The organism is Sulfitobacter sp. G21635-S1 (assembly GCF_027213915.1).
Lineage (GTDB): Bacteria > Pseudomonadota > Alphaproteobacteria > Rhodobacterales > Rhodobacteraceae > Sulfitobacter.
This window is the reverse complement of the sequence record NZ_JAPWGV010000023.1, coordinates 61110-86664: the sequence shown is the minus strand read 5'-3', so window position 1 is coordinate 86664 and position 25555 is coordinate 61110. Positions and strand designations below refer to the sequence as shown.

Sequence of the window (25555 nt, the reverse complement as noted above, 5' to 3'; positions counted from 1 at the left end):
GGACGACACGCAATGCGGGAAGCCCGTCTTGCGGCGGCCCGCGGTGGTCAACATGGTCTCCAGATCATGTCGTTCGAACAAGCCGCGGTGCGGCTCGCGGGGGGCTTCGCCCGCCCGATCGACGAAGAAAGCCTGCGCGCGGCGATCCAGACGGTCCTCCCCGAAACACCGATGGGCGAACTGGAAGATATTAAGATGCTGCCGGGCATGATCGGCGCGACCGCCGACACACTGCACAAGGCGTGGCGAGCCGGTATCAATCTCACCACCCGGTCAGATGATCATCCAAGGCTTGAAGCCATCGCTCGCCTGGAGGCCGCTGTTTTCACCGAACTGCCGGGCGGCATGATGCGTCCGATCGATATTGTCGCCGCAGCCATCAGCCGGATCACCCATGCGCCCGCCATATTCGGCTCGATGGAAATCGTCGGGCTGACCGAACTGTCTCCCTGCTGGCGGCCTCTTTTGAAGGCGCTCGCCGAACACATCCCGATGCAATGGACGTCAGGTCCTCGCCCTGTCCCGGCCTGGCTCAAGGAATGCGGCGTCTCCGTCGCTCGTGGCGATGCTGAGGCGCCGGCCATTCGATCCGTCAGTGCTGCGACCGCTTACCATGAGGCAGTAGAGACGCTGCGTTGGGTCCGGGCGCTGCTCGCGTCGGGCGTATCCCCAGCTGACATTGCCATCGCCACCGCGTCGCCGGCCGACTACGACGATCACTTTCTCGCGCTGCGCGCCGATGCCAATATCGATTTGCATTTCGTCCATGGCGTCCCGGCCGTCACCACACGTGACGGACAAGCGGCAGCGGCACTCGCCGACATCGTCGTGCGCGGGCTCTCGCAGTCGCGCTTGCGCCGTCTCGCCGCCCTGTGCCGGGATTCTGCACCTCTGGCGGCCCTTCCCCTTGGCTGGATGCGTGTCCTTCCAAGCGATGCTCCCTTGTCAACGCCGTCCGCCTGGAACCAACTTCTGGCGCGCCTCGCGCCGGACGACTGGCCCGACGGCATCGATCACGCCCCGGTGCTGCGAGCTGCGGTCGATCTGCTGGCAATGGGACCGGATGCGGCACGGGAGATCGGCGAAGCCTTCCTCAAGGGCCGGGCATTGTCCATCTGGCGCAAAGCCCTTCTGGCAGGGCCCGCCGGCGCGATCGACAGCACACTGGAATCACTGAAACAGGATGACGGGCTCGAGGCTTCCGTCTCCGTGGCCTGGATGCCGGCCAGCGCCCTCGCTGCGTCGCCGCGTCGCTTCGCTCGGCTGATCGGTCTCAATTCCTCCCGCTGGCCGCGCGGTATCGCCGAAGATCGGCTGATCCCGGATCACATCATTCCGATGGGCGAGCTCGACCCGCTTCCCGTAAATTTCGCAGATCGCCGTGACTTTGATACGATCCTCGCCACTACGGGCAGCGAGGTCGTCCTCTCTCGCGCCCGACGCGACAGCGACGGCCGGCTGCTGGGTCGCAGCCCCCTCCTCGCCTTCTATGGCGAGGAAACCTATCTGCGGCGCAACGCTGTTCCCACCCATGCCTTCAGTGAAACCGACCGGTTGATGGCGCGGCCGCGGGAATTCGCCGCCGATCCCCAGGCATTAAGCGCGCGTTCCTGCTGGCGCGATTGGCGCATGGCCGATGTGACAGCTCATGATGGCCTGGTCAGGTCCGATCATCCCTTGATTCTAGCAATCCTTGAGCGGACCCAGTCGGCGACTTCGCTCAAAACACTGCTGCGCAGCCCCCTCAATTTCCTCTGGCGCTACGCTCTCGGTTGGAAATCTCCACAAGGCAGTACCGAGCCGCTGGTGCTCGATGCCCTGCAAACCGGCGACCTCATCCATCTCGTCCTCGACCGCGCCCTGCGAAACCTCGAGGCGGCGGGCGGATTGGCTTCGGCTGACACGGCTGCCATTCAGGCTGCGGTGGACGACGCTGCTGGTGCGGTGTCGGCCGAATGGGAAAGCGAACGGCCCGTTCCGCCCGCTGTTGTCTGGGGCCGCACGCTAGGGGACGCGCGCGCTCTTGCCGGACAGGCGCTTGCCTATGGCAATGATCATTTGCCGGGCAGCCGATCCTTTGGCGAGGTTCCGTTCGGCGGGTCCGAGCCCAAGTCCGAGGCGGCATTGCCCTGGGACGCCAGTGTGCCAGTGATCATCCCCGACACCGGATTTCACATTGCCGGCTATATCGACCGGCTCGACATCGCTGATGACGGCAGCCGGGCGCTCGTGCGCGACTACAAGACTGGCAAGCCGCCGAAAGGCGACATCCGTGTAAACGGCGGCCGCGAGCTTCAGCGCTGCCTTTATGCGTTCGCCGTCAAGGCGCTCCTGGGTGACCACATCGCGATCAGAGCCTCGCTACTCTATCCGCGTGAACCGCTCGATCTCCAGCTCGACGAGCCGGACATCGTCCTGACGGAGATCAAGGCATATCTGCGGGCAGCGAGAAACGCATTGACCGGCGGGGCTGCACTGCCCGGGCCTGATACGGGAAGCGACTATGACGATCTCGCCTTTGCCCTGCCGGCAAACGCAAGCGCCACCTACTGCAAACGCAAACAAGCTGCCGCGACCGAGCGGCTCAGTGAGGTCGCGCCGATCTGGGAGGCGGAATGATGAGCAGCGTGAAAGTTCTGAATGATGATGGCGCCCGGCATGACGCGATCAGCCGTCATGACCGATCCATTCTGGTTGAGGCCGGCGCGGGATCGGGCAAGACCGCCGTGATGGCCGGCAGGATCGCTGTCATGCTGGCGCAGGGTGTCGCGCCAAGTTCCATCGCGGCAGTCACGTTTACCGAACTGGCGGCCAGTGAGCTCCTCCTGCGGGTTCGGGATTTTGTTGAAGATCTCGCCGCCGGCCATATCGCACCGGAGCTCCGCGCCGGTTTGCCGGAGGGACTGTCTCCGGCACAGCGCGAGAATCTGATGTCGGCCAGCACGGCGATCGACGAAATCACCTGCTCGACCATCCACGGCTTCTGTCAGCGATTGATCAAGCCATACCCGGCGGAAGCGGATATCGATCCGGGCGCAGCGGTCATCGACCGCAACCAGGCCGATCTCAACTTCCTCGAAATCGTCGACGGCTGGCTGCGCGAGCGATTGTCTGGCGATCAGGGCGGTGTCCTGGCCGAGATGGTGCTGCATAGCCCGGGAGAGACCGTTGCTCTGATGCACAAGATCGCCGAAGCCCTCCGGCGGTCGAGGAAACTGGTCGCACCGCAGGCGATGCCCTTTGCAGGTCACCTGCAAGCCTTCCAGCAGGCGGCCGACGAACTTTCGGCCTTTGTGCAAGGCGCCGGCGTTGATGAGCCGGAAACGGAGGTCGTCGCCTTGCGCTTTTCTGAAATGGCGGCTGCCCTTCCATCGGTTACAGATGGTTCCACGCCCGCCGGGCTCGTCGGGTTGCTGGTTGCACGCCCGCATCCCGACCTTACGACCGGGACGGGCAGCTTTTACGCCTACCGCAAGAAGGGCAAATGGGCGGCAGCGGCAAAGCAGACAGGGCTGTCCAAGGCAGACGGCGACAGGCTGAACGATACGGCCAGCGGTTTGTACGAAGCGTGCTGTGCCGCATGGGCCGCACTACTCCAGGCGGTTTCCGGCCAGGTCCTCACGACATTGATCGACGAAGCACGCACAATCCTTGCGCGCTATCGTGAGCACAAGCGCGCCAGCGCCCAGCTCGATTTTGACGATCTCATCTACGCCGCGCGCGACCTGTTGCGCGACCATGAAACTGTGCGACAGGCGCTCGGCCAGAGGTATTCAAAGGTCTTGGTCGACGAGTTTCAGGACACCGACCCGCTCCAGGCCGAAATCTTCTGGCGTCTATGCGGTGATCCCGGTGATGATCCGCAGGACTGGACGCGTTTCCGGATTCGGCCGGGCGCACTCTTCTTGGTTGGCGACCCCAAGCAGGCAATCTATCGCTTCCGCGGCGCGGATGTCGGCGCTTACGTCCAGGCTCGCACGGCCTTCTCGACACAGGACGCGGACGGCCTCGTCTCGATCTCGACCAATTTCCGTTCCTGTGCCTCGATCCTCACCTTCGTCAACGAACGGTTCGAGACTGTCCTGTCGGCTGATGGCCAGCCCGGCTTCACAGCGCTTGATCCCTTCCACGACGATCCGGAAGACGGCGTCTGCGTCGCGGCGATCGATATCGCGGTCGCTGACGAGAACGGCAAGGCCAGTGCCGAGCAACGACGCGACGCCGAAGCCGAAGCGGTGGCTGAACTTTGCGCACGCTTGATCGGCAGCCATCCGGTCCAGGATCGCAAAGCCGGTGCACAACGCCCCTGCCAGCCGGGCGACATCGCCTTGCTCGCCCCGACCGGCGCGGAACTCTGGCGCTATGAAGAAGCCCTAGAGCTCCGGGGCATCCCGGTCGCAACCCAGGCCGGCAAAGGTCTGTTTCGCCGGCAGGAAGTGCAGGACCTTATCGCGATCACGCGAGTTCTCGCCGATCGTCGTGATACGCTGGCGCTCGGCGCATTGCTGCGCGGCCCGCTTGTCGGGCTCAGCGAAGAGGAGCTCCTGGACATCGTCTGGGCGCTTCCGCGTTCGGAAGAGGAACCCGTCCGGATCCCACGGCTCGACCTCGGCGTCGACCCCGCGGCAATAGTGCATCCGCTGGCGCGCGATGTGATCGAGCGGCTGCAAGGGCTCCAGAAACGCGCCAACAGCACGACACCACACGATCTTCTTTCGCAGGCCGTCGACGTCCTTCGGGTACGCCCGGTTCTTCTGGAGCGGCATCGCGGTCAGGCAGAACGAGCACTTGCCAATGTCGATCTCTATCTCAGCCTCGCCGTCAGCTATGCGGTACGGGGTCTGCGGGCCTTTTCCGAGGCAATGACGGCGGCATGGGCGGATGAGGCCCGCGCGGTGGAAGGCCGGCCCGATGCGCAGGAAGAAGCGGTCGCCCTCTACACGATGCATGCCGCGAAAGGTCTTGAATGGCCGGTCGTCATCCCCATCAACACTATGACAGGGGTAATGGCGCCCGACAGCGCTGTGACCGATCGCCAGACTGATACCTTCTACTGCCCGGTTCTGGGTGTCCCTCCGTCCGGCTATGACGCGGCGCGGCAGGCAGAGAAGGATGAACTGGACTGCGAGCGGGTCCGGCTCTGGTATGTCGCAGCAACCCGCGCCCGGGAACTCTTGGTCTTGCCGCGGCTCGACGTAACGCCTTCGAAATCAGCCTGGATCGGCCTGGTGGACCTGTCCCTGACAGATCTCCCTCACCTTGACGTGTCGCATCTGCCGCTCGACACGATCGCGGCGACAGGCGATACAGAAAACGGTCAGACACGGGAGAGTTTCGCCACTGAGGCTGGTGCGATTGTCGAAAGGCAGATGCACCTGACCTGGCTTGCGCCGAGCCGCGACGAGACGACAACAGGTTCAGTGCTTCAGGAAGAAGAACCGGACATCTGGGCCGGTTCGGCTGATGCTCAGGTGCCGGACGCCTACGCGCTCGCCTCCATCCGGGGCGGACGCGAGCGTGGCTTGATCCTTCACAAGCTCATGGAAGAAGTCCTGACAGGGGAATGCAACGAGGCCGACGAGGCGCTCACCGCGCGTGCTGGAGACCTCATCTCTGCGCTCGGCAAGGAGCCTTCCTCCGATCCGGCGGACGGGCTTTCGCCTGAGGAACTGGCCGGTTGCGTGACGCGAACGCTGGCCTTGTCGGAGGTGGCGGCATTGCGTCCCTCATTGCTCGCTGAGTTTCCGGTCTATGCCTTTCAGCAAGAGGAGGCCGAACTGGTTGCGACGGCGGGCATCGCGGACGCGATTACGGTTAATCCGGAAGGTCGGCCAGCCGTCGTGATCGACTGGAAGAGCGACGTGAATCCCGCCCAGGAGACGCTTGATCACTATCGGGCTCAGGTGCGTGCCTATCTCGATATGACCGGCGCCGAACGGGGCCTGATCGTTCTGATGACGAACGGGACGGTGATCACCGTCCCGCCTTCTCCCCAGACGATTGCGGCATAGCCGAGGACGCGACCATGGCCTCCCGCAAGCGCACCGAGCCCGTCCAAGATGATCTCTTCAATCCCGAAGTCGAACTGCTGCTGCCTGCTCGGCTTGCGATAGAGGGCAAGGCCCTGGGAAGCCCTATACGCCAATTGGCGGCTCCGCCGCAGCGCGTACGGTGCCGTCTGCGTCCCTTTTCAATCCGCCGTGTGACTGGTCATGAAACCACGCTGCCGTCTGGCGAGACACTGAAGATCATCAACGCGAAGACCGCTGCGTCGCTGGAGGCGGAGCTCATTCTTCTGGTCCCCGGCGCGAGTGAGCCGGCGCAGATCGTAGAAGCACTCGACGCCGGCGAAGGCCGGTGGATGGCCCCGTTGCCCATCCGCATCGACACGTTGAGTCGCCAAGTGCGGGTCGAACGGCTGGCCGCGGTTTCGGCATCTTGGTCGGGCGCCTTTCATCTCCGCGAGGGACGAGCAGCCGAAAACGAGCGGCCAGCCCAGCCCGGTCTGCGACGTCCTCAAATCGGCGCACTGCACGCGGCTTTGGTCCATGCGACGCGATCGATCGATCCTGCCACCATCGTCATGCCGACGGGCACCGGCAAGACGGAAACCATGCTCGCGCTCAACGTCCACCAGCGCTTCGAGAGGCTATTGGTCGTAGTGCCGACGGACGCCCTTCGAGAGCAGATCGCGGGCAAGTTCGAGACCTTCGGCGTGCTGAGGCAACAGCAATGCCTGGAAGACAAGGCAGCATTTCCAGTGGTGATGCGCCTTTCGCACATTCCGAGAAGGCTAGCCGACGTGGATGAGATCTTCGACAGTGCCAATGTCATCGTCACAACGATGCAGATCGCCGGTCGCGCCGAAGCGGCGGTCCAGGAGCGGATGGCGGCACGCGCCTCGGCGCTGTTTATCGACGAGGCTCATCACATCGGCGCCCCGACATGGGCGCGCTTTCGGGGCCTATTCGCGGACCGTGAGCCACCGCTCCCGATCGTCCAGTTCACCGCCACACCATTCCGTGAGGACGGCCGGCGCGTCGACGGCGAGTTCATCTACACCTATCCGCTCAAGAAGGCGCAGGCCGAAGGCTATTTCAAGCCGATTCGCTTCGAGGCTGTCTTCGGGCTCGATCAGGCAGACGCCGATCTCGCGATCGCGGGAAAGCTCGGCGAAGTCCTCCAGGGTGATCTGGACGTCGGCCTCAACCATCTCGCCATGGCGCGTTGCCAAACTATCGACCGCGCCAGAGCCCTCCACCAGCTTTACAGCGAGATGTACCCAGAACTTCGTCCGGTCATCGTCCATAGCCAGCAGTCGATCCGTGAACGCCGTGCAAACCTTGCCGCTCTGCGGCGCTTCGAGAGCCGGATCATTGTCTGCGTGGACATGCTCGGCGAAGGTTTCGATCTGCCGGAACTGAAGATCGCCGCCCTGCACGACCCGCACAAGAGCATCGCCGTTACCATCCAGTTTGTCGGCCGCTTCACCCGCCAGGATCCACGCCTCGGCGACGCCACGGTCATCGCCAACACCGGCATTGACGACATTGATCGTTCGCTGGCCAAGCTCTATGCCGAGGATGCCGACTGGAATGCGCTGGTCGAGGCACTCAGCACCGCGAAGATCGACCGGCAAGTCCGCCGTGCCGAGATGTTCAAGGGCTTTGTCGGCGACTTGAGCGACATTCCCCTGCAGACGCTCGAACCGAAGATGAACGCCGTCGTCTATCGCACCAACTGCGACGGTTGGGAGCCTTTGCGGGCCGAGGACTTATATAGTCCCGGCGTATATCTCGGCATGAAGGTCAACCCACACCAGCGTGTCGCCATCTTCGTCACCCGCTCCGAAGAGCAGGCCGGCTGGACCACGGCCCAGCACGCGACCAATGTCACCTGGGACCTGCACATGATGCATTGGGATCCCGATAGTCAGCTCCTATATATCAGCAGCTCGATCAAGGGACCGTATGACCGATTGGCCAAGGCGGTCTGCGGTGAGGCAGCGCGCCGGGTCGAGGGCGAGGAGGTCTTCCGCAGCCTGCATGGGTTCAATCGCCTGATCCTGCGCAATCTTGGCCTGACGCACCATCAGGGACGCGGTGTCCGCTATTCCATGTATATGGGTGTCGATGTCGCCGACGGACTCGACACTGCGAAGTCCCAGTCGCGCATCAAGAACAACGTGTTCGCAACCGGTTTCCTCGACGGTGTTCCCGCCTCTCGTGGCTGTTCGGCCAAAGGCAAGTTCTGGTCGATTTCGCGGGTTCGCGATCTGACTGATTGGGTCGATTGGTGCGCGGATATCGGCAAAGCCGTCAAAGATCCAGGGATCACCACCGATGGCGTCTTCAAGAGTGCGATGCGACCGCGCCAGATCAGCGAACGCCCGCAGGTGCCTCCGGTCGCGATCCACTGGCCGGAATCCCTGTTGACGCAAATCGAGGACCGGATCGAAATCAGTTTCGGCGACAAACCCGTAGCCTTCGCTGAATGCGACATCGAGCTGCTGGATCATGAACGCACGGGTCCATTGCGCTTCACGGTGCGCAGCGATAACCACATCGCCGAATTTGAAATCGTTTTTGCTGAAGGGGGTGCCAGCTATCCGCAGCGCTCTGGGCCGAAAACAACCATCAAGGTCAGCGGCAAGACGAAGTCGCTCTCGGAATCCTTCGGCGAGGATTCCCCACAGATCGACTTTGGGGATGGTTCATTGCTGATCTACAGTCACCTTTATGCTCTGCCTGAAGGCGTCGTGGTGGAACCGTATTCCGCTGATCGGATCGAGGCTTGGGATTGGTCGGAGACCAATATACGTGCCGAGGCGCAGGGTCCTGAAAAGCGGACTGACTCAGTGCAACGGCGCGTAATCGAGACATTGCTCGCAGAGGGCGACGCCTTTGACATCATCTTCGACGATGATGGGGCTGGAGAGATCGCGGACGTCGTCACCCTTCGAGTGACTGAAGGTCTCGTCCAGGTGACGCTTCACCATTGCAAATACTCCAGTTCCGACACGCCCGGCGCGCGGGTGAAGGATCTCTATGAAGTTTGCGGGCAAGCGCAGAAATCCGCACGCTGGCGTGATCGGCCCAACAGAATGCTCATACATATGTTGAAGCGGGAGAAGATACGGCTCGAGAAGGGCCAGACTTCCCGCTTCGAACGGGGAACAGCCGCATTCCTCAAAAAGCTGAAAGCGAATTGGCAGGACTATCGCTACGAATTCGATGTGCGCATCGTTCAGCCTGGCCTGTCGCGATCGGCTGTCACAGAGGAGGGACTGCATCTACTGGCCAGCGTGGAGACTTATCTCCTTGAAACGCGCGCCATGCGGCTGAAGGTTATCGCAAGCAGCTAGAAAGCCAACCTCCAGATAACGGCCCAACCCAATTGCAGTGGAGCGAACGAAATGTTCGGCGTCTTTCTCGTTGAGAGTTGTCCTAGCTTTCCATCTTTTGGTGCGGAGAGGCTCCGGATAATTTGTGTGCAACAGTCGTCCGGATTTGATGATCTTGGCCCCTCCTGCCCTTTGGTCAGGACCGCGCCCTACTCGGTCGGCTGCGCGCAGCCGCCCTCCCCGAGCTGAACCGCCGCCTCTCCCTGCGACGTGCTGCTGGCCGTGCCGTCTCCTCCGGAGCCAGCCCGACCAGCCGTCGCATGGTCGTGGCACCGCTTCATCTCGGCCATTCCGGTTACGGTCACTGGGGCGGGCGCGTGACATTAGTGATCTCGTACCTCGCGTCTCGGCCGGTGCTGTTCCTCGCTTTGCTAGAGATGCTGCACTGCCCCGCCATCATGTGTCGCAAAAGGTGTTCGACGACCGCCGGGTTGCATTGGCCGCAGCTGGCATCAGGCCGGTGATGGTCGTGATGCGCAAATCGCAGGTTATCGGGCTGCCGTAGAGGGTCCGTTCGAAATCCGGGTGAGCCGAGCACGGTATCGATGTTTCGACGGTCTCCCCGCTGCTCTTCCAGACAACACACATCGCTTTGCCACGGAAATCAGTCGTCGCGGCACGTGAGCCAGGGTCAGGCAAAACTCTGACCCGTCCGGGTGCGGATCGGGGCAAGAGGACAGAGAATACGCCGCTCCCCGCAGCATCTCTGTTTGCAGTTCCCCTATCGTCCTTCGCGGCCACCGCACTTCTCCCTTTGTCTGAGCTGCATGACATGCTGGTCGCAGCTGTCGTCCCGTCCACAAAGGTTGTCGCCGATCTTTTTCCCCTGCCCCTGCGGGTCATTCCGCGCGGATCAAAAAGACCGGCGCCTGCCCCTCTCCGCTGCGCTTCGCCTTCGGTGTGGCCAGGCCTTGGCCAGCTGCAAGGTGACCATCATTGCAACGCAAACAAGGAGAAGAGCAATGACCACGAACTGCATCAAATTCACCAGCGCCGACATCGAAACCGCCAAGGGCGTCGGCTCCATCTCGACCCTGACCTTCGACCTCGACATTACGGTCGAACCCGTCGCGAGCACGAACCCGATGGCCCCCACGCATCGCGTCCTCGGCCGCTCCCCGCGCGGCAAGCTGGTCGAGTGCGGCGGCATCTGGAAGAAGCAGAACAAGGAGACCGGCGCCGACTACTACACGCTGACCATCCGCGACCACGGCTTCAACGCCAACCTCGGCAAGGCCGCGAACCAGGACGATCTGTCTCTGCAGGCCGTCATCCCCTGGGGTCCCAAAGACGCCGCGTAAGCCAAGGGCCAGACCGCTCCGGCGGTCTGGCTATTTCTCGTTCCGGGGAACTAGCCCTCGGCCAGCGAAATTTCGGTGTCCGAAGGATGCCGCATATTTCGGACGCGGATGCGGTTTGTCAGTCCGGATTGGTCGCAGATGCGGCTCGGATCGCCAAGTTCAGTGACAGCGTGGGTCGCGCGAACCCGAGACCGTACCGAATGTCCGCGGGGAGAACTGGTAGCCTGCTGAGCGAGGCAAGCGCACCCCTTCTCTCATTCGAGCAAGCCGCGCCTGGGTCGTGTTGGCGAAGCTGCGAGGGCGCCGAACTCACCCTTTGCCGAGAGGGTGTAAACCGCAGATCAACGTCTTGCGCCCGGGGGGCAACGTCTCATGCTAGTGTCACCGCCGCGCGCCTTTCCGTCGACCTGTTGGCCTTAGAGATCGCTAGCCCGGGGTCGAGCGGTCGGCAACGCCGGGGGCAGGTTTCTGGACGGCTGACGCCTTGAGCGCTGCGGAGCATCGCTCACAACAAACCTGCCCCCGGCGTGCTCCATTTCATTCCGCCCCGTGCCGGGTGTAGCCCGCTCTCATACCCCCGGTCTTTTCCACGATCCGTCCAACGACGATCAACGGAAAGGATCACACCATGACACTCGAACAATCCATCGACCTCGCCGAGCTGCAAGCCGACATGGCCTTCGAGGCCTACCTCGCCGCCTTCGATGAAGATGCCCACCCCGAGACACTCGACAGCCTTGAGATCGAGGCGATGATCGCCCGCAGCCGCTACGACGATCTGCGCAATCAGGGACTGGGTCACTGACCTAGACACCCCTGCGGGTCTTCGTATCCGCAGGGGTCTGACGCCGTCTCTCAGAAGCATCGTGACGCTCGCAGAGGGTGCGACCCGCGCCATCCAGCGCGGGCCATTCTCGTGTTCCTGGCGCCGATCCGTGACCGGATCGAGCGTTCGGTTTGCGTGTCGCCACGTGCGTCTTGAACACAAGTTTCGGAAGCTTTTTCGACCTGGTTGTCCTGCATTGATGAGGGCGGGACCCGTTCCATGTCGCGCCGCGACGCGGGGTCTTGATGGCGTCCAAATGCCATCAAAAAGACACATCATGCAAAACGTAATATTGCGCAATGTGATGTATTGAGGTATAAGCGAAGGAGAGAAGGAAGACGTTGGCAGGATATAGCCAATGTTTGCACATTTTGTCCGAGGGGTCTGACCCGTGCCGAGGCCAGCGAAAAACCTGAAGCTTGAAGAGCGCATCGAAGTAGCGCGGCGCTTTGCGGCGGGCGAAAGAGCGAAGGACTTGGCGGCGGCGTTTGGCATCTCTCCGCGCCACGTGACCCGGCTCGCGAAAGAGGAGGCGGGCGAGGGGATCACGGTGCGCGATCCGAGCGAGACAGTGGCGTTCAGGGCCAGCCAATCCGAGCTGGACGCCTTCGATGCGGAGTGGCGCGCGCGGGGTTATGCCAACCGGTCTCAGGCACTCAATGCGGTGCTGCGCGGTCGCTGCGGTTTCCTCGATGTACCCCGTGATCTGGTCGCGGAGTTCTGCTCCGCATGGCGTCAGGCGAAGGACATGAGCGACGCCGGATTGGTGCTCGCCAAGGCGGTCCATCGCGGTCGGCTGGAGGTCTCGGAGGCGGACCGGGCGGTGCTGATCGAGTTGCTCGATCTGGCGCAGTCGATGAGCCGTGAGATGGGCCGGATGAAGGATGCGGCGCAGGCGCTGCGTCAACAGGAGTGGCCGCAAAAGGAAGAAGGGCAGGGGCGGAGAGCGCGGTTCTGGAGGATGACCCGCGCGCGATCGGGAGCGGATTGAGGCTTGTCAGGAATGGCTGATCCGCTCGCCCTCTACACCTCGGTCATGGGGCGGCTCTGGGAGGATGAGCGCATCCGGGGCCAGGCCGCGGCGCGGATCGACGCGCGGCTGGCGGGGCGTCGGCAGGGGCGGAGTTTTGCGCGCGTCGGCTCGATGTCGTCACGCAACGCGCTGAAGGCGGCGTCGGGTCAGAGCCGCGCGGCGGTGTTCAAACGGATCCGGGCCGGGGGCTGCAAGACGCGTGCCTCGCTCGGTGCGCAGATCTCCTACATCAACGACAAGGCGGTCTACACCTACTCGACGATGACCAATGCGCTGACCGATGCGGCGGTGCTTTCTGAGGATCAGAAAGAGGACATCATCGAGGACTGGGCCGGGACCTGGCGCGGCTCGACCAAGCTCGGGTTCACCTCGCACATGCTGCTCTCGTTCCCGACCGACGTGACGGTCGACCAGGTGCGCGACATCGCCATGGACTGGACGGAGCATTTCTTCGAGAGTGGCGAATACGGCGACCAGTGGGACTATGTCCTCGCGGTCCATGACGACCGGGCGCACAAGCATGCCCACATCATCCTGAACAACCGCGGAGTCGAGAAGGGCACCTGGTTCTCTTGCTGGGCCGAGGGCGTGATGTCGCCGCAGCTCATGCGCGAGAAGCAGGCCGAGATCGCGGAAGGCTATGGCGTCATGCTCGACGCCACCACCCGGCTCGAGCGCGGCATCTTCGAGAAGCCCGCCGGGATCGAGGAAATCTACCGCGCCAAGGAAGAGGCCCGCCTGCCGCGTGAGATCGTCATGACAGCCCAGGAATCCGCCATCGCGCAGGCGCAGGTGGTGGGCTTCGTCAAGGACTACAAGAACCTCGCCGACCTGCTGGACCGGATGGACCAGCGCCACATGTCGCGCGCCGTACGCGGCATGGCGGACGGGCTTGGCTCGGGCACGCCGTGGAACTTCACCGAAGGAGAGATAGACATGAAGGACATCAAGACCGTCGGTGACGCGATCGACTATTCCGAGCGCACGATCGAGGCGCTGAGGCTCAAGGCCGAGGAACTGGACCCGACCGAGCGCGCCGCCTTCGAGGCCAAGGCCGCGCCGATCATCGCGGACCTCTCGCAGATGGTGCCGGACCCGGACCTGCGCGCGCGGTTTGGCAAGCAGCTCGAAGAACCCTATCCGCCGGGGGCGGGCAGCGATGTGCTGATCGCCGCGCTGCAGTCCGGCAATGATGAGGGGCTGCGCGACGTGCTCGAGCGCGCCGAGGAGGCAGGCATGGACAGCGAGGAGCTGGTGGCCCGGATCGCGGCGGGTGGCACGCGGAACTACGGCATGGCGCAGGACTGGGTCGAGCGGGACATGAACGCGGTGCTGGCCAAGGACGGTCTCAGCGTCGAGACGGCAAATGATGACCAACTGGATGCCGCCCTGGAAAAGGTCGACGGTGTAATGGACGCGTTGATGGAAAGAGCCAAGGAAATGGGCGTCGAGATCGGCCGGACCCTCGCGGAAGAGGAGGAGGCGACGTTGCCCCTCATCGACGAGGATGACCGGACGCCCAATCCCTACCTGCAGGATCTCGCCGACATGTTGCGGGACGGCAAGCTCACCGAGGAACAGGAGGAGACCGTCGAGCGGACCCTGCAATCTGAGCTCTTCAAGGAACTGGGCGAGGAGGGCTTGGCCGAGCTTCGTCGCGGCAACTACGAGGTGCTGGACGCGGCCCTGCCGAGCAAGCTCGACCAGATCACCGTCACGCAGGAGTTCCTTGAGATGACCTTCGAGGAGACCGGCGACCAGGTCTTCACCGACCGTGCCGCCGGATTGCAGCAGGACAAGGCGACCGAGGTTGCACGACTGCGCGGGCAGAAGGAGGCCCAGGAGCTGGGACGTGATCTCGGTCGGGACCGCGGTCTCGATGACGAGATGGAATTCTGAGGGGATGACCACCATGACCAAGACACTTCCCCTCTGGGCAGCACTTCTTTTCGGTGTGATCTGCGGCACCGTCATCGGCACCATCGTCGCCGCTTTCTACCTGACCCTTGCCCTGAAAATCGGGTTTCAGAGCTTCGACATGCTGGCGCTCTGGAAGGCGAGCGCCGGCACTCGGCTGGCGCACCCCGAAGCTTTCAAGGTAGGCTTCGGCGCCGTCGGCTTTGGGGCCATCGGCCTTGGCGCTCTCGCGCTGGCCTGGACCTGGAAGAAGGAACGGGACGACTATGGCTCGGCGCATTGGCAGGCCAAGGCGGAGCTGAAGAAGAACGACATGCTGCAGGCCCCCGGCAAGGGCTTTGTCTGCGGCAAGCTCGGCGCACCGACGTCCAAAGCTGAGTTCATCTCTTCGACCACCATTCCGCATGTGATGATGGTGGCGCCGACGCGGGCGGGTAAGGGTGTGGGTTTCGTGATCCCGAACCTTCTGAGCTTCGCGGGCTCGGTCGTGGTGCTCGACGTGAAGGGCGAGAACTTCGAGAAGACCGCCCGGCTGCGGGCGCTCAACGGCGACGAGGTCTATCGCTTCAGCCCGTTTGATTGGGCCAATGCCACGCATCGCTACAACCCGCTGGCGCGGATCGCCAAGGCCCCGAGCTTCGCGCAGCGTTTCACAGAGGTCTCGATCCTGGCCGACCTCTTCCTCGACAAGGACAACAAGACGCTCGACACTTTCTCCGAGGCAGGCAAGTCGATCTTCGTCGCGGCCTGTCTGCTGGCGATCCAGCGCGGCACGCCGAACCTTGGCGAGGTGAACAAGATTGTCGCCGGGGGCGAGTACAAGAACGCGCAGTACAAGACCTATGCCGACGAGGCCGAGGAAGACATCCTGCGCGAGCTTTGGACCAACGCGGCCTCGGCTTCTTCGCGGCTGCTGACCTCGAACATACAGGCACTGATGACGGCCGGTCTCAAGCAATGGGACAACCCGGCGGTCCGCTCGGCCACCGAGGCGAGTGACTTTGATTTCTCGACTTTCCGCAAGACCCCGCAGTCGCTCTATATCGCCGTCTCCGAGGATCACATCGCAACATTGGCCCCGCTCCTGCGCCTGATGTTTGCTGACCTCATCGCCTCGATCCGGCTCAACGAACCGGGCCTCGACGAGCCCTGGCCCGTCATGATGATGATCGACGAATTCCAGCAGATGGGGGCCATGCCCTATCTCGAGCGCGCGATCCATTCGCTGGCAAGCTACGGCGGTCGCGTCGCGATGATCGCGCAGTCGCTGGCTTCGCTCGACCGGATCTATGGCCCCGAAGGCCGCGAAAGCCTCGAGAACGGCGCAGGGCTCAAGCTCTACATCACCCCGCGCGACCAGCGCACCGTGAAGGAGGTCTCGGCGGCCGTCGGCAGCACCACCCGCGAGGCGGTGACACGGATGTATGGCCGCAATAAGGGCTTCCTGGGCGCGACGTCGACCTCGGCGCGGTTGGAAGAGCGACCGCTGCTTTCGGAGACCGAAGCGCGCCTGATGGATCCCGACGAGGTGATCATCCTCGCCTCGCCCCAGCACCCGATCAAGGCGAGCCGCATCAAGTTTTACGACGATCCGTTCTTCAAGGACATGTTGGCCCGCCAGGAAGGCAAGCCCTTCCCCTATCCGCCGAGCGTGCAGGGCGTGGGGCCTTGGGGAGGCGATGCTGGTGATGAGGCCGGCGCAGACGAGCAGGCGAAACCAGCCGAGCGCGCGCCTGTGCGGGACCGCTCGCAGCGCCGCGAAGCGCGCGCGATGAGTGTGATGGCGATGGAGGCCGGACGCGGGCAACCAGAGCCAGGGACGCTCGACCGGGAAGCGGCAGTGCCGAAGGAATGGGAGGCGACGCTCGACCGGCAGGAGGATTTCATTGAGGAGTTGTTGGGTGGGTGACGGTCGTAACGCTAAAGATGGCCCGCCAAGCCCAGTGCCTGGGTCGCAATCTTGCCATGGCCAGGCGGGACTTTGGATGGGCTTGTAGTCTCAACTCCACTATCCAATCGGAGCCGTAGATCTCCTGGGTATAAGTGTTGGTGTGACTCTGCGTATCCCGCCTTCGTTCTCACCAAATAGTTGTTGCAAAGCGAGTTCGGCAATGCGGTCGAATGGCACGCGAACAGTTGTCAATGGTACGGGCAGGCGGCTGACAATCGGGATGTCATTGTAGCCGACCAGAGAAATATCGTTCGGCACGCTGCGTCCAGATTGTATGATAGCAGACATGGAGCCGATGGCTGTGTTGTCATTGATTGCAAAAATTGCCGTGGGCGGGTTGACCAATTGCATCAAATTGCGTGCGGCTTCTTCGCCGGACTCAATGCTGAATGTCGAGGCCACGACTAACTCGGGCTCTATCTCTATTTCTGCTTCTGCAAGAGCCTGACGATATCCATCCAACCGTCCCCGCGAGCTGGTCGCATAGTCGGGGCCGGCAACAATGCCTATGCGGCGGTGGCCCAGGTCGATCAAGTGGCGCGTCGCGAGGTATCCACCGAATTGATCATCCCCTACCGAAGCTGCGCTGGCCCCGTTATGGCGCAGTGCATAGACGAAAGGCACGCCCCTTTCCCGAAGCTCGTCTCCGAAATGGTCACCTTCGCGGGCAGTCGTTAGGATCAACCCGTCAACGCCGCGACGGATCAGTGCCTCTGCGGCATTGCGGCTGGCCTCGGGGTTGTCGTCGGTGGTGGCGACAATCGCAAATCTTCCCTGTTGCGCGGCCGCAGCGCTGACGGCCTCGTAAAACATTGCCATGACGGTGTCGGTCAGGCGCGGAACGATCACTCCAATCGTTCCTGTAGACCCACGCCGCAGGCTGGCCGCCGACAAGTCACGGACATATCCAAGCTTTTGTGCAACCTCGCGGACGCGGCGTGCCTTTGGCGAATCGGAGTTCGGCAGGCGTTCGTCCAGCATCCGTGACACCGTCGACTTGGATACGCCGGCTTCTCTGGCGACGTCATGCAATGTCACGCGCGCCTTTGTTTTCATTGATGTTTGAGCGTCAGCCATGGGTCCCTCTCCGGCGTGATTTGCACCGTTTCTTAAAACTACCACTTGACAGGGCGCTCTGGCAATGCATTTTTGGGAACGTTCCCGCAATCGTTCCCAAATGGGTGCGGCACTGGGCAAACGAACACACAACCCCTTGGAGGAGACATCCAAATGCAACCCATGGACCTACGCGGCCTGAACCCCGCCCCCGTCACCGCATTCAACAAAGACGGCTCGCTGGACATCGAGGCGAATGTTCGCATCGCCAAATGGCTGACCAGCTTCGACGACGTGAAATCGCTCGTCATTCTTGGTCACGCGGGCGAAGGCACCTTCTTGACCACCGAAGAGCGTCTGGAGCTGATCCGCGCCTATAAAGATGCGGTCGATGTGCCCATCATCGCAGGCATCACAGGTGAAGGGACTAAAGTGGCTGCGGAAGAAGCCAAACGGTCCTTCGACGCAGGTGCGACGGGCGCCCTGGTCTATCCAAATCACGGCTGGCTGCGCTTCGGTTTCCAGAAGGGCGCGCCGCAGGATCGATACAAGGCGATCTATGAGGAAGGCGGTCTGCAAACCATCCTGTTCCAATACCCCGCAGCAACCAAGGCGAACTATGACCTTGATACTCAGTTGGAGATTGCAGCGCAGGAAGGTTGCGTCGCGACCAAAAACGGTGTGCGCGATATGAAGCGCTGGTATGTCGAGATCCCTGCCTTGAAAGAGGCACAACCCGATCTGCAGGTTCTGTCCTGCCATGACGAGTGGCTGCTGCCTACTATGTTCGACGTTGACGGTCTGCTGGTGGGCTACGGCAACATCGCTCCGGAATTGCTGATCGACCTGATCCACGCCGGTAAAGCACAGGACTACACCGCCGCGCGCGCAATCTTTGAGCGCCTACTGCCCGTGACACGTGCCGTCTACCACCGCGGATCGCACATGGAGGGCACGGTCGCATTGAAGATCGGCTTGCGTCATCGCGGCCTTCTGGATCACGCCACCATTCGTGAGCCGCTGAAGGACTTGGGTGAAGCCGCAGAGCGTGAAATCGAAGCGGCTTTCGAAGCTGCAGGTATCGGCCGTGTCGAGAACCTGATGGCCGCTGAGTAAGGCCAGCAGGATATTGCCCTCGGGACATCCCCGGGGGCAAAGTTATCAAAGGGAGGAAATCAAAATGAACTTCAAGTTCTCAGGATTGCGCATTGCGGCCACCGCCGTGATTACTGCAGCCATCACAGCGACGTCGGTCGCAGCACAGGACATCCGGATCGGCGCTATGCGCGAAGGCTCTGCATGGTATGTATTTGCAGCGACTCTCGAGCAAATTATCGAACCGATCATCGGGGCGAACTCTGTCGAGGTCATTGCCCGTGGCGGCGGTGTTGCAAACCCGATGGTCGTGCAGGGTGGCAAGGCCGAGATTGCCTTGTCCAACGTTGCGTCAGCGGTTTGGGCGGCTGAAGGCGCCGACGTTTATGAAGGCATGTCCGCACCTGACATCCGTGCGCTCGTCGGCGGGCTGAACTCGGTCTATGTCGGCGTCATCGCGACCGAAGCGTTCGTGAACAAGCGGGGCACATCTGACCTTGCTGAAATCTTCGCTTCTGACGAACCCGTGCGCGTCCTGATGAAACCGGTCGGCTCTTCAGCTGTTCCGGTGGCGCACATGATCTTTGAAGGCCTCGGCACTTCTGCCGACGAGATCAAGGCCAATGGCGGTGACATCATTCAGGTGGGCACCGGTCAGATTGCCGACCAGATGCGCAATGGAAATGCCGATATTTATATCGACACGATGATCAAGGGACACCCGACCATTACCGAGGTTGCCCTCACCAGTGACATTGTGTTCCTGGACATTCCAGAAGCCGCCGTCCCTGTTCTGAAGGCGAACGGACTTGGGATGGGCAGCTATGGGCCACGGTGGTTTGAAGGCCACGACGATAAAACTGTCGGCGCTAATCTTGGGACCGTCCTGATTGCGAATGCGTCGCTGGACGATGAGATCGCCTATCAGATCACCAAGGCGATCATCGAGAATGCCGACGCCTTGAAAACGTCTCACGGTGCGTGGTCGCGGTTTGACCCCACCAAGGCAATGTTGCCTGAGAACACAGGTATCGAGCTGCACCCCGGCGCATTGCGCTACTACAAAGAAGCGGGCCTGATGTAAGGCCGCTGGTACTGCCGGCCTATTGCTGGCAGTACGCCCTCCCTTTCAACTTCCAGCGCCTTTTTGGAGGAGAAAATGCGCCTCGAGCCCCCACGCAATCCCACCCTGACCCTTGCTTTTGCAACTGGTCTTGCGCTGATCGCCTTTCAGATTTGGCTGCTATTCTCACCGCAGCAACCCCTGTTCGAGCGCCCGATCCACCTTGCCGCCGCTTTGGTGCTGCTGTTTCTCTATCGTCCGCTGAGGACCGATGCCCTACCCAAATGGCTGCGGGCTGCCATTGACACCAGCCTGATCCTGGCCTCGGTCGCAGTTCTTGGCTACTATCTTACCGGGTTTGTGCGGCTGACAACCCGGATGGAAAACGTCTCTCCGATCTTCCCAATCGACATTGTTTTTGGGGCGATGCTGGTATTTCTCCTGCTTGAAGGTGCCCGCCGCGCGGTTGGTTGGGTTCTGGTATGGGTGCTACTGGTCTTCATCGCTTATGCTTTCTGGGGCGACGTCCTGCCAGGATGGCTGAAATTCCGAGGGTTCGAAACCGACGCCGCGATTGAAATCACCACCATGACCACGGCAGGGGTGCTCGGGATTACCACGTCCACCTCGGTTAGCTTTATCTTCTACTTCATCCTATTTGGAGCGTTTTACGCGGCGGTTGGCGGTGGACAGCTGTTCATTGACCTTGCCATCCGCGCCGCCGGACGTGCCACGGGTGGCACCGCGAAGGCTGCGATCATCGGATCTTCACTGATGGGGTCGATCTCTGGCTCGGCTGTCGCCAATGTCGTCTCAACCGGTGTCTTCACCATTCCTCTCATGAAACGCACCGGTGTTCCGGATCACCGTGCTGCAGGGATCGAGGCGATTGCCTCGACCGGTGGCCAGCTGATGCCCCCGATCATGGGCGTAGCCGCGTTCATCATGGCCGAACTTCTGGGCGTGCCCTATGTCGACATCGCTCTTGCGGGCCTGATCCCCGCTGTCGCGTTCTATCTGGCCCTGATGGTTGTGGTAGACCTCTCTGCCCGTCGTGAAGGCGTGCGCGCCCTGACTGCCGAAGAGGTCTCGCAGACCCCTGCCATCGGCCCGCGCCTGCACCTGATCCTCCCCCCGCTTATCCTGATCGCGATGTTGGTCAGCGGCTTCTCCGCTGCCTACTCGGCAGTGGTTGCTGCTGGCGCCTGCCTTGTCGTTCCGTTTCTTCGTCGCAACACCTGGATCGGAATGAAAGAGATCACCGAGGCGTTGCGCGACGCGCCGAAACAGGCCGCAGAGGTTGCCGTGCCCATCGCCGCAATTGGTCTGGTCATTGCCGTGGCCGTGCAATCAAACCTTGCCCTGAAATTTGCCGGATCGCTGCTGACCCTATCCGAAGGGTCGATCTACGCCTCCCTTATGTTGGCAATGGTGGGTTGCATCGTCATGGGAATGGGCCTGCCCACAGTGGCAGCTTACATCATCGGCGCGGTCCTGTTCGTCCCGGCGATTCAGGACCTGGGCGTCGAGCCTCTGGCGGCGCATTTCTTCATCTTCTACTACTGCGTCCTGTCGATGGTAACACCGCCGGTCGCACTGGCCTCATTTGCCGCCGCAGGAGTCGGCAAAGCCTCGACCGTGCGCACCAGCCTTTCGGCCTTTGGCCTAAGTCTTGTCGCCTTCTTCGTGCCTTTCGCCTTCGTCTTCGACACAGCGCTTTTGGCACAAGGAAGTCTTGCCCAGATCGCCTTCAGCGCACTGTCGCTGATCGTTTCGACAGCACTCTGGGCTGTTGCCTTCGGAGGTTGGGCGGGGCGACCACTTGGCTCGATGACCCGCCTGCCGATCGGACTTGCCGGACTTGCTGCCGTCATTGCGCCATCTGGTTCAACGGTCTGGATTGTGGCCCTCGCCATCGGGTGGGCCTTGACCATAGCCGTTGCCCTTTCCACGCGGCGCGGCAATCGGGCAGGGTTGCGGCCCGATCCGGCAGAATAGAAACCCTAGCCTCGCGCATTGCTCAAGCGCGCGAGGCTGCTATACCTTGCTCGATAGATCACAAGAATCGGTCTTCATCCCCGGCAGATAAAACTCCGTAATCCCCCGCTTCCCCTCGGCCCGCCCGAGCTGCACGATCACATCTATGGATTTTCGAATGTACTCCCGCACTTCGGCAAATGTCAGCGGGGTCCCCGCCTGCAGTACCATGATCGCAAGACGATCGATGGCAAGTGCAGCGGTTTCAGCGTGGATGGTGGAGACCGACCCGCCATGGCCGGTGTTGATGGCCTCGAGATAAGTCAGGGCCTCGGCGCCGCGCAGCTCGCCAACGATGATGCGTTCGGGGCGCATGCGAAGGGAGGCCTGCAGGAGTGCGTTGGCGCTGCGTTGCGACCCGGCACCGCGGTCGCCCAGGAGGGCGACGGTGTTTGGTTGGCCGGGGAAAAGTTCGAAGGCGTCTTCGATGGTGATCAGCCGTTCGTGTTCGTTTACATGCGTCAGAAGGTGCCGGGCGAAGGTGGTCTTGCCGGTCGAGGTGCCGCCACTGATCAGGACATTGAGCCGGGCCTCGACCAGAGTCCGCAGCGCCGCCTCGAGGTTCTCCTCGGCGAGACTGGCAATGTTCTTCATCTTCTCGGCGCGGAGTGCATCGAGCGAGACGGCCTTGCCGAAGAGATAGGTGGGTGTGTAGTCCCGGACGCTGCCCGACGCGAAGAGGCGGATGGTGATTGAGGCGCCGCGATCGATGGCGGGCGGTACGGCAACCTGGACCCGGAGGGGACGGCCCGCATATTCCACCTTGCCGGACACGAGGGGGTTCTTTTCAGAGACGCGGGCCTTGGCGTCGCCGACGATGGTCTGGGCCATGTTGAGGGCTGTGGTCCGATCCACGGTCTGACCTTCGTGGCGCATGGTGGCGTCGCCCGCGACCTCCAGCCAGACCTTGCCGTCTGGGTTGATCGCGATCTCGACCACGTCATCGCGTCTCAGCAGGTCGCGGAACGGGTCGAGATAGCGCTCGAGGTATGAGGCTGGCGACGCCTGATCCATCAGTAGATCACCACATCCCGGTCCACGAGCACGGTGACCGAGGCCCCTTGATCGACATAGATCGTCGGCGCGATCGAGACCTGGTCGGCGATGACCGAACCGACCGCGTCCTGGAGGTCGCTGCCAACATCGCCCAGAACGATGCTGGTCGTTTCGTTGTTGGCGCTTTCCGCAGCGACGGCCGGCGCCGCCCCGATCACGGAGATCAGCGCCGCCCCGCCGAAGCGCTCGGCGAACTTGGTGTCGACAAGACCGGTGAGGCCGGAGCGGCCAAGCTGATCGCCGCCAACGGCGGCGATTTCCATCGAGGTGCCGTCCGGGGTCAGGACACGGGTCCAGAGGATCAGGATGCGCTTCTGGTGCATCTCGATGCCAGAGCGGTACTGGCCAAAAAGGCGGGAGCCCCGGGGGATCAGGATCCGGTCCCCGGAAAACGCCGGGACCGGCTCGGAGACGACCGCGACGACCGAGCCAGGCAGATCGCTGTTGATGGCGGTTTGGAGCGCGGCCTGGATGACAGACCCTTGGGTCAGCGTGCGCTCGGGATGGGTGAGGCGGGCGGCTTCTTGCACTTCGAGCGGTCGCGCACTCTGCAGGAAGGCCTCATTGCCCGAGAGGACCGGTCCGCCAGTGCCAGCGGCAGCAGGATCGGCAACCGCCGCGCCACTTTGGCCACCCCGCGGACCATCGGCATAAACCACGGCGGGGGATTTGATCTGCGCGGTCAGAAGCTCATCGGCGACCCGCTCGGCCTCGCGCTGGCGCTGTTCCTCTTCCTGCCGGCGGCGTTCTTCGAGAAGGCGCTGATCGGCGATCAGACCTTCGCGGTCCAACTCTGCTTCGAGCCCCTCGCGCTGCGCGCGTTCGGCATCAAGCATGGCCTGCAGCCCTTCGATGCGGGTCTCGGTCTGGCGCTGCAGGTTGGCTAGCTCGGCCTCCTTCTCGGCCAGTGTGGCCTCAAGCGCGACCTTCTGTTGGTCGAAGGCTTCACGCAGGTCTGAGACAGCAAACTGGATTTCCGAGTTGCGCGCGGCCTGGCTGGCGGCGAGGGCCTCGCGTAGTTTGGCGATCTCGGCCAGCACTTCGGCGCTTGCCTCCGGGGCAGGGGCGGCAGGTACGTCGAGCGCCTCCTCGACGGCGATCAGCGCGTCATTCACCCGTTGCTCGGTCTCGTCGGGTGGGAACTCCAACCGTCCGCCAGTACCGGGCCGGCGGTCCTGGAAGGTCTCGACGTCGGAGGTCTCCAGCGCGCTGTCGCCCTCCTGCAGACCGGTTGCCAGGAAATACGCGACGCCGGCGCTACCAAGGGCGAGGGCGGCAGCGAGTGCGCCGACCCCGAGGTTGTTGCCGCGGCGTTTGGATTTGCCGCGTTGGCTGAACTGGTCGAGACGGTTCTGGAGATCGGGAGGGGTTTGATCGGCCATGGTCAGTTGCTCACATAGATCGCGCTCTCGTCGCGCCAGGCACAGATCGCCTCGTCGCCGATGCGCAGCGTCCAGTAGGTGTTCACCCCGAGCACGCGGACGGTGTTGCCTTGTTGGGTCCAGTTCACCGTGCGCTCGCGGCCCTGGTCATCGGCCTTGAAGAGGGCGGGCTGGCGGGCGTTTTCCGGGAAGACGAAATACGTGTAGCGCCCGTCGTCATAGATATGGCTGGGGCGGAAGTCGCCCTCGCCGGAGACGCGGTAGTTGTAATTGCGCGGGGCCTCAAATCCTTTGGGCTGGGTCGCACCCGCCGCGCGTCGTTCTTCGTCGGGGTAACGGAAGCGGACCTCGAAGAACATGCCGGTGCGGTTCGGGATCGAGCCCTCGCGCAGATGGAAAGAATAGGTGCGGCGGTTGGTGATCACCGTCATGTTGGTCGAGGCCTGCGCCACATGCGGCTTGATGGTCAGCACATTGCCAAGCTCAGGGATTGGATCGACCTGGAAGCTCTCGGTGTCGCCGACAATCACCGCCTCGAAGCGCTCGCCCGCCCCGAAATGAATCGTGGTCGAATGCCTGAGATCGGTCTCGATCCGGTAAACCTGGTTTTCATTATAGACGGCGGTGCGGATGCGGATGTCGAGCGGGCCGCCTTGCGGCGTGGCTTCGGCGTTCGCGGCAACAGGAAGGGCAAGCGCTAGGAGAAACGTGGTGAGGAGCGCGGGCAGGGGTTTCATGGGGATCAGTTCTCCAGGGTCTCGGCGTCGACGCGGTAGGAGGTCACCACGAAGCCCAAGGGGTTGGCCCAGACGTCCTGAAGGCGCTGGCGGGTTTCGGGTTGGAAGTCGTAGCCGACGGTGGCCACGTAAGACCGGGTGACGGTGCGCGTGTCGCGGGGACGGCGCAGCGTTCGGGTGAAGCGGACCTGGGCCACGCCGCGCTCGATCTGGTTCACGGATTTGATCACCACCTCGATCTTGGCGTCGCGGCCATAGACGGTGATCGGGTAGTCTTCGTTGGTCGAGGACCAGAGATCACGCAGCGTGCGGGCGGCGTCACCATCCGAGCGGTCGAGCACTGAGTTGATGCGTTGCTCACCATCGGTCAGGTCATAGGTCTCTCGGTCATCGACGTAAGCGACCAGATTGGCCTGGATGATGGCGTCACTTTCCGAGAGCGTCAGCGCCTGGACGGCAGCGACCCGGTCCATCTCGCCGGTTTCCTTGTCGACCACGACCACGAAGGTCTCGGTCGACTTGAGCGGAAAGAGGCTCGCGCCCGCGACCATGCCGGCGACGCCCACCAGCACGCCCGCCGCCGCGACGAACCACGCAAAGCGCTCGCGCCGCCGAGGCCCATAGATGAAATCCGCCTCGAAAGCGTCGCGGTCACTTGCTGCGGAACTGGTCACAAGTTTCTTCAAGTCGGTCGTCTT

General features: G+C 62.6%; 16 protein-coding genes. 11 read left to right on the top strand and 5 right to left on the bottom strand.

Features of this window, described 5'->3' with window-relative positions:
* Positions 1 to 12: 12 nt before the first annotated feature.
* From O4H53_RS19990 to O4H53_RS19955, 8 genes are all read left to right on the top strand, one after another.
* A complete protein-coding gene (locus O4H53_RS19990; RefSeq protein ID WP_269366619.1) occupies positions 13 to 2619 on the top strand; it encodes a PD-(D/E)XK nuclease family protein in 2607 nt (868 codons plus the stop codon).
* On the top strand, positions 2619 to 6011 hold the full coding sequence (locus O4H53_RS19985; RefSeq protein ID WP_269366617.1) for a UvrD-helicase domain-containing protein: 3393 nt from the start codon (positions 2619 to 2621) through the stop codon (positions 6009 to 6011). The genes O4H53_RS19990 and O4H53_RS19985 overlap by 1 nt, the downstream gene beginning before the upstream one ends.
* 14 nt (positions 6012 to 6025) lie before the next feature.
* Positions 6026 to 9364 carry a DEAD/DEAH box helicase gene (locus O4H53_RS19980; protein ID WP_269366616.1) on the top strand — a complete coding sequence of 1113 codons (3339 nt, stop codon included), beginning with the start codon at positions 6026 to 6028 and terminating at the stop codon, positions 9362 to 9364.
* A 1001-nt stretch (positions 9365 to 10365) separates the two neighbouring features.
* On the top strand, positions 10366 to 10704 hold the full coding sequence (locus tag O4H53_RS19975) for a DUF736 domain-containing protein (protein WP_017470241.1): 339 nt from the start codon (positions 10366 to 10368) through the stop codon (positions 10702 to 10704).
* A 628-nt stretch (positions 10705 to 11332) separates the two neighbouring features.
* On the top strand, positions 11333 to 11509 hold the full coding sequence (locus O4H53_RS19970) for a hypothetical protein (protein WP_269366612.1): 177 nt from the start codon (positions 11333 to 11335) through the stop codon (positions 11507 to 11509).
* 412 nt (positions 11510 to 11921) lie between these two features.
* A complete protein-coding gene (locus tag O4H53_RS19965) occupies positions 11922 to 12521 on the top strand; it encodes a helix-turn-helix domain-containing protein (RefSeq protein ID WP_269366610.1) in 600 nt (199 codons plus the stop codon).
* A gap of 12 nt (positions 12522 to 12533) precedes the next feature.
* A complete protein-coding gene (locus O4H53_RS19960; protein ID WP_269366608.1) occupies positions 12534 to 14462 on the top strand; it encodes a relaxase/mobilization nuclease domain-containing protein in 1929 nt (642 codons plus the stop codon).
* A 13-nt stretch (positions 14463 to 14475) separates the two neighbouring features.
* Positions 14476 to 16389, top strand: coding sequence for a type IV secretory system conjugative DNA transfer family protein (locus tag O4H53_RS19955; RefSeq protein ID WP_269366605.1), 1914 nt, complete (start codon positions 14476 to 14478; stop codon positions 16387 to 16389).
* A gap of 99 nt (positions 16390 to 16488) precedes the next feature.
* On the opposite strand, the gene O4H53_RS19950 is transcribed toward O4H53_RS19955, so the two are convergent.
* Positions 16489 to 17508 (bottom strand): LacI family DNA-binding transcriptional regulator, encoded by a 1020-nt coding sequence (locus tag O4H53_RS19950; protein ID WP_269366603.1) that lies wholly within the window; start codon positions 17506 to 17508, stop codon positions 16489 to 16491.
* Positions 17509 to 17661: 153 nt separating this feature from the next.
* Between O4H53_RS19950 and O4H53_RS19945 the strand changes: the two genes are divergently transcribed.
* The 3 genes from O4H53_RS19945 (at position 17662) to O4H53_RS19935 (ending at position 21643) form a co-directional block, all read left to right on the top strand.
* Complete coding sequence (locus tag O4H53_RS19945) at positions 17662 to 18603, top strand: dihydrodipicolinate synthase family protein (RefSeq protein ID WP_269366601.1); 942 nt, start codon at positions 17662 to 17664, stop codon at positions 18601 to 18603.
* Between the two features lie 64 nt (positions 18604 to 18667).
* Positions 18668 to 19666 (top strand): TAXI family TRAP transporter solute-binding subunit, encoded by a 999-nt coding sequence (locus O4H53_RS19940; RefSeq protein WP_269366599.1) that lies wholly within the window; start codon positions 18668 to 18670, stop codon positions 19664 to 19666.
* 63 nt (positions 19667 to 19729) lie between these two features.
* The gene (locus O4H53_RS19935) at positions 19730 to 21643 is read left to right on the top strand and encodes a TRAP transporter permease (RefSeq protein WP_269366597.1); all 1914 of its coding nucleotides are present in this window, start codon (positions 19730 to 19732) and stop codon (positions 21641 to 21643) included.
* Positions 21644 to 21682: 39 nt separating this feature from the next.
* Here O4H53_RS19935 and O4H53_RS19930 read toward each other — a convergent pair whose 3' ends face one another.
* Genes O4H53_RS19930 through O4H53_RS19915 form a run of 4 tightly spaced genes read right to left on the bottom strand, consistent with a single transcriptional unit; the run spans position 21683 to position 25543 of the window.
* Positions 21683 to 22696: an ATPase, T2SS/T4P/T4SS family gene (locus tag O4H53_RS19930; RefSeq protein ID WP_269366595.1), complete on the bottom strand. Its 1014-nt coding sequence runs from the start codon at positions 22694 to 22696 to the stop codon at positions 21683 to 21685.
* Positions 22696 to 24120, bottom strand: coding sequence for a TrbI/VirB10 family protein (locus tag O4H53_RS19925; protein ID WP_269366594.1), 1425 nt, complete (start codon positions 24118 to 24120; stop codon positions 22696 to 22698). The genes O4H53_RS19930 and O4H53_RS19925 overlap by 1 nt, the downstream gene beginning before the upstream one ends.
* 2 nt (positions 24121 to 24122) lie before the next feature.
* Positions 24123 to 24857: a TrbG/VirB9 family P-type conjugative transfer protein gene (locus O4H53_RS19920; protein ID WP_269366593.1), complete on the bottom strand. Its 735-nt coding sequence runs from the start codon at positions 24855 to 24857 to the stop codon at positions 24123 to 24125.
* 5 nt (positions 24858 to 24862) lie between these two features.
* The gene (locus O4H53_RS19915) at positions 24863 to 25543 is read right to left on the bottom strand and encodes a virB8 family protein (protein WP_269366592.1); all 681 of its coding nucleotides are present in this window, start codon (positions 25541 to 25543) and stop codon (positions 24863 to 24865) included.
* Positions 25544 to 25555 lie beyond the last annotated feature (12 nt).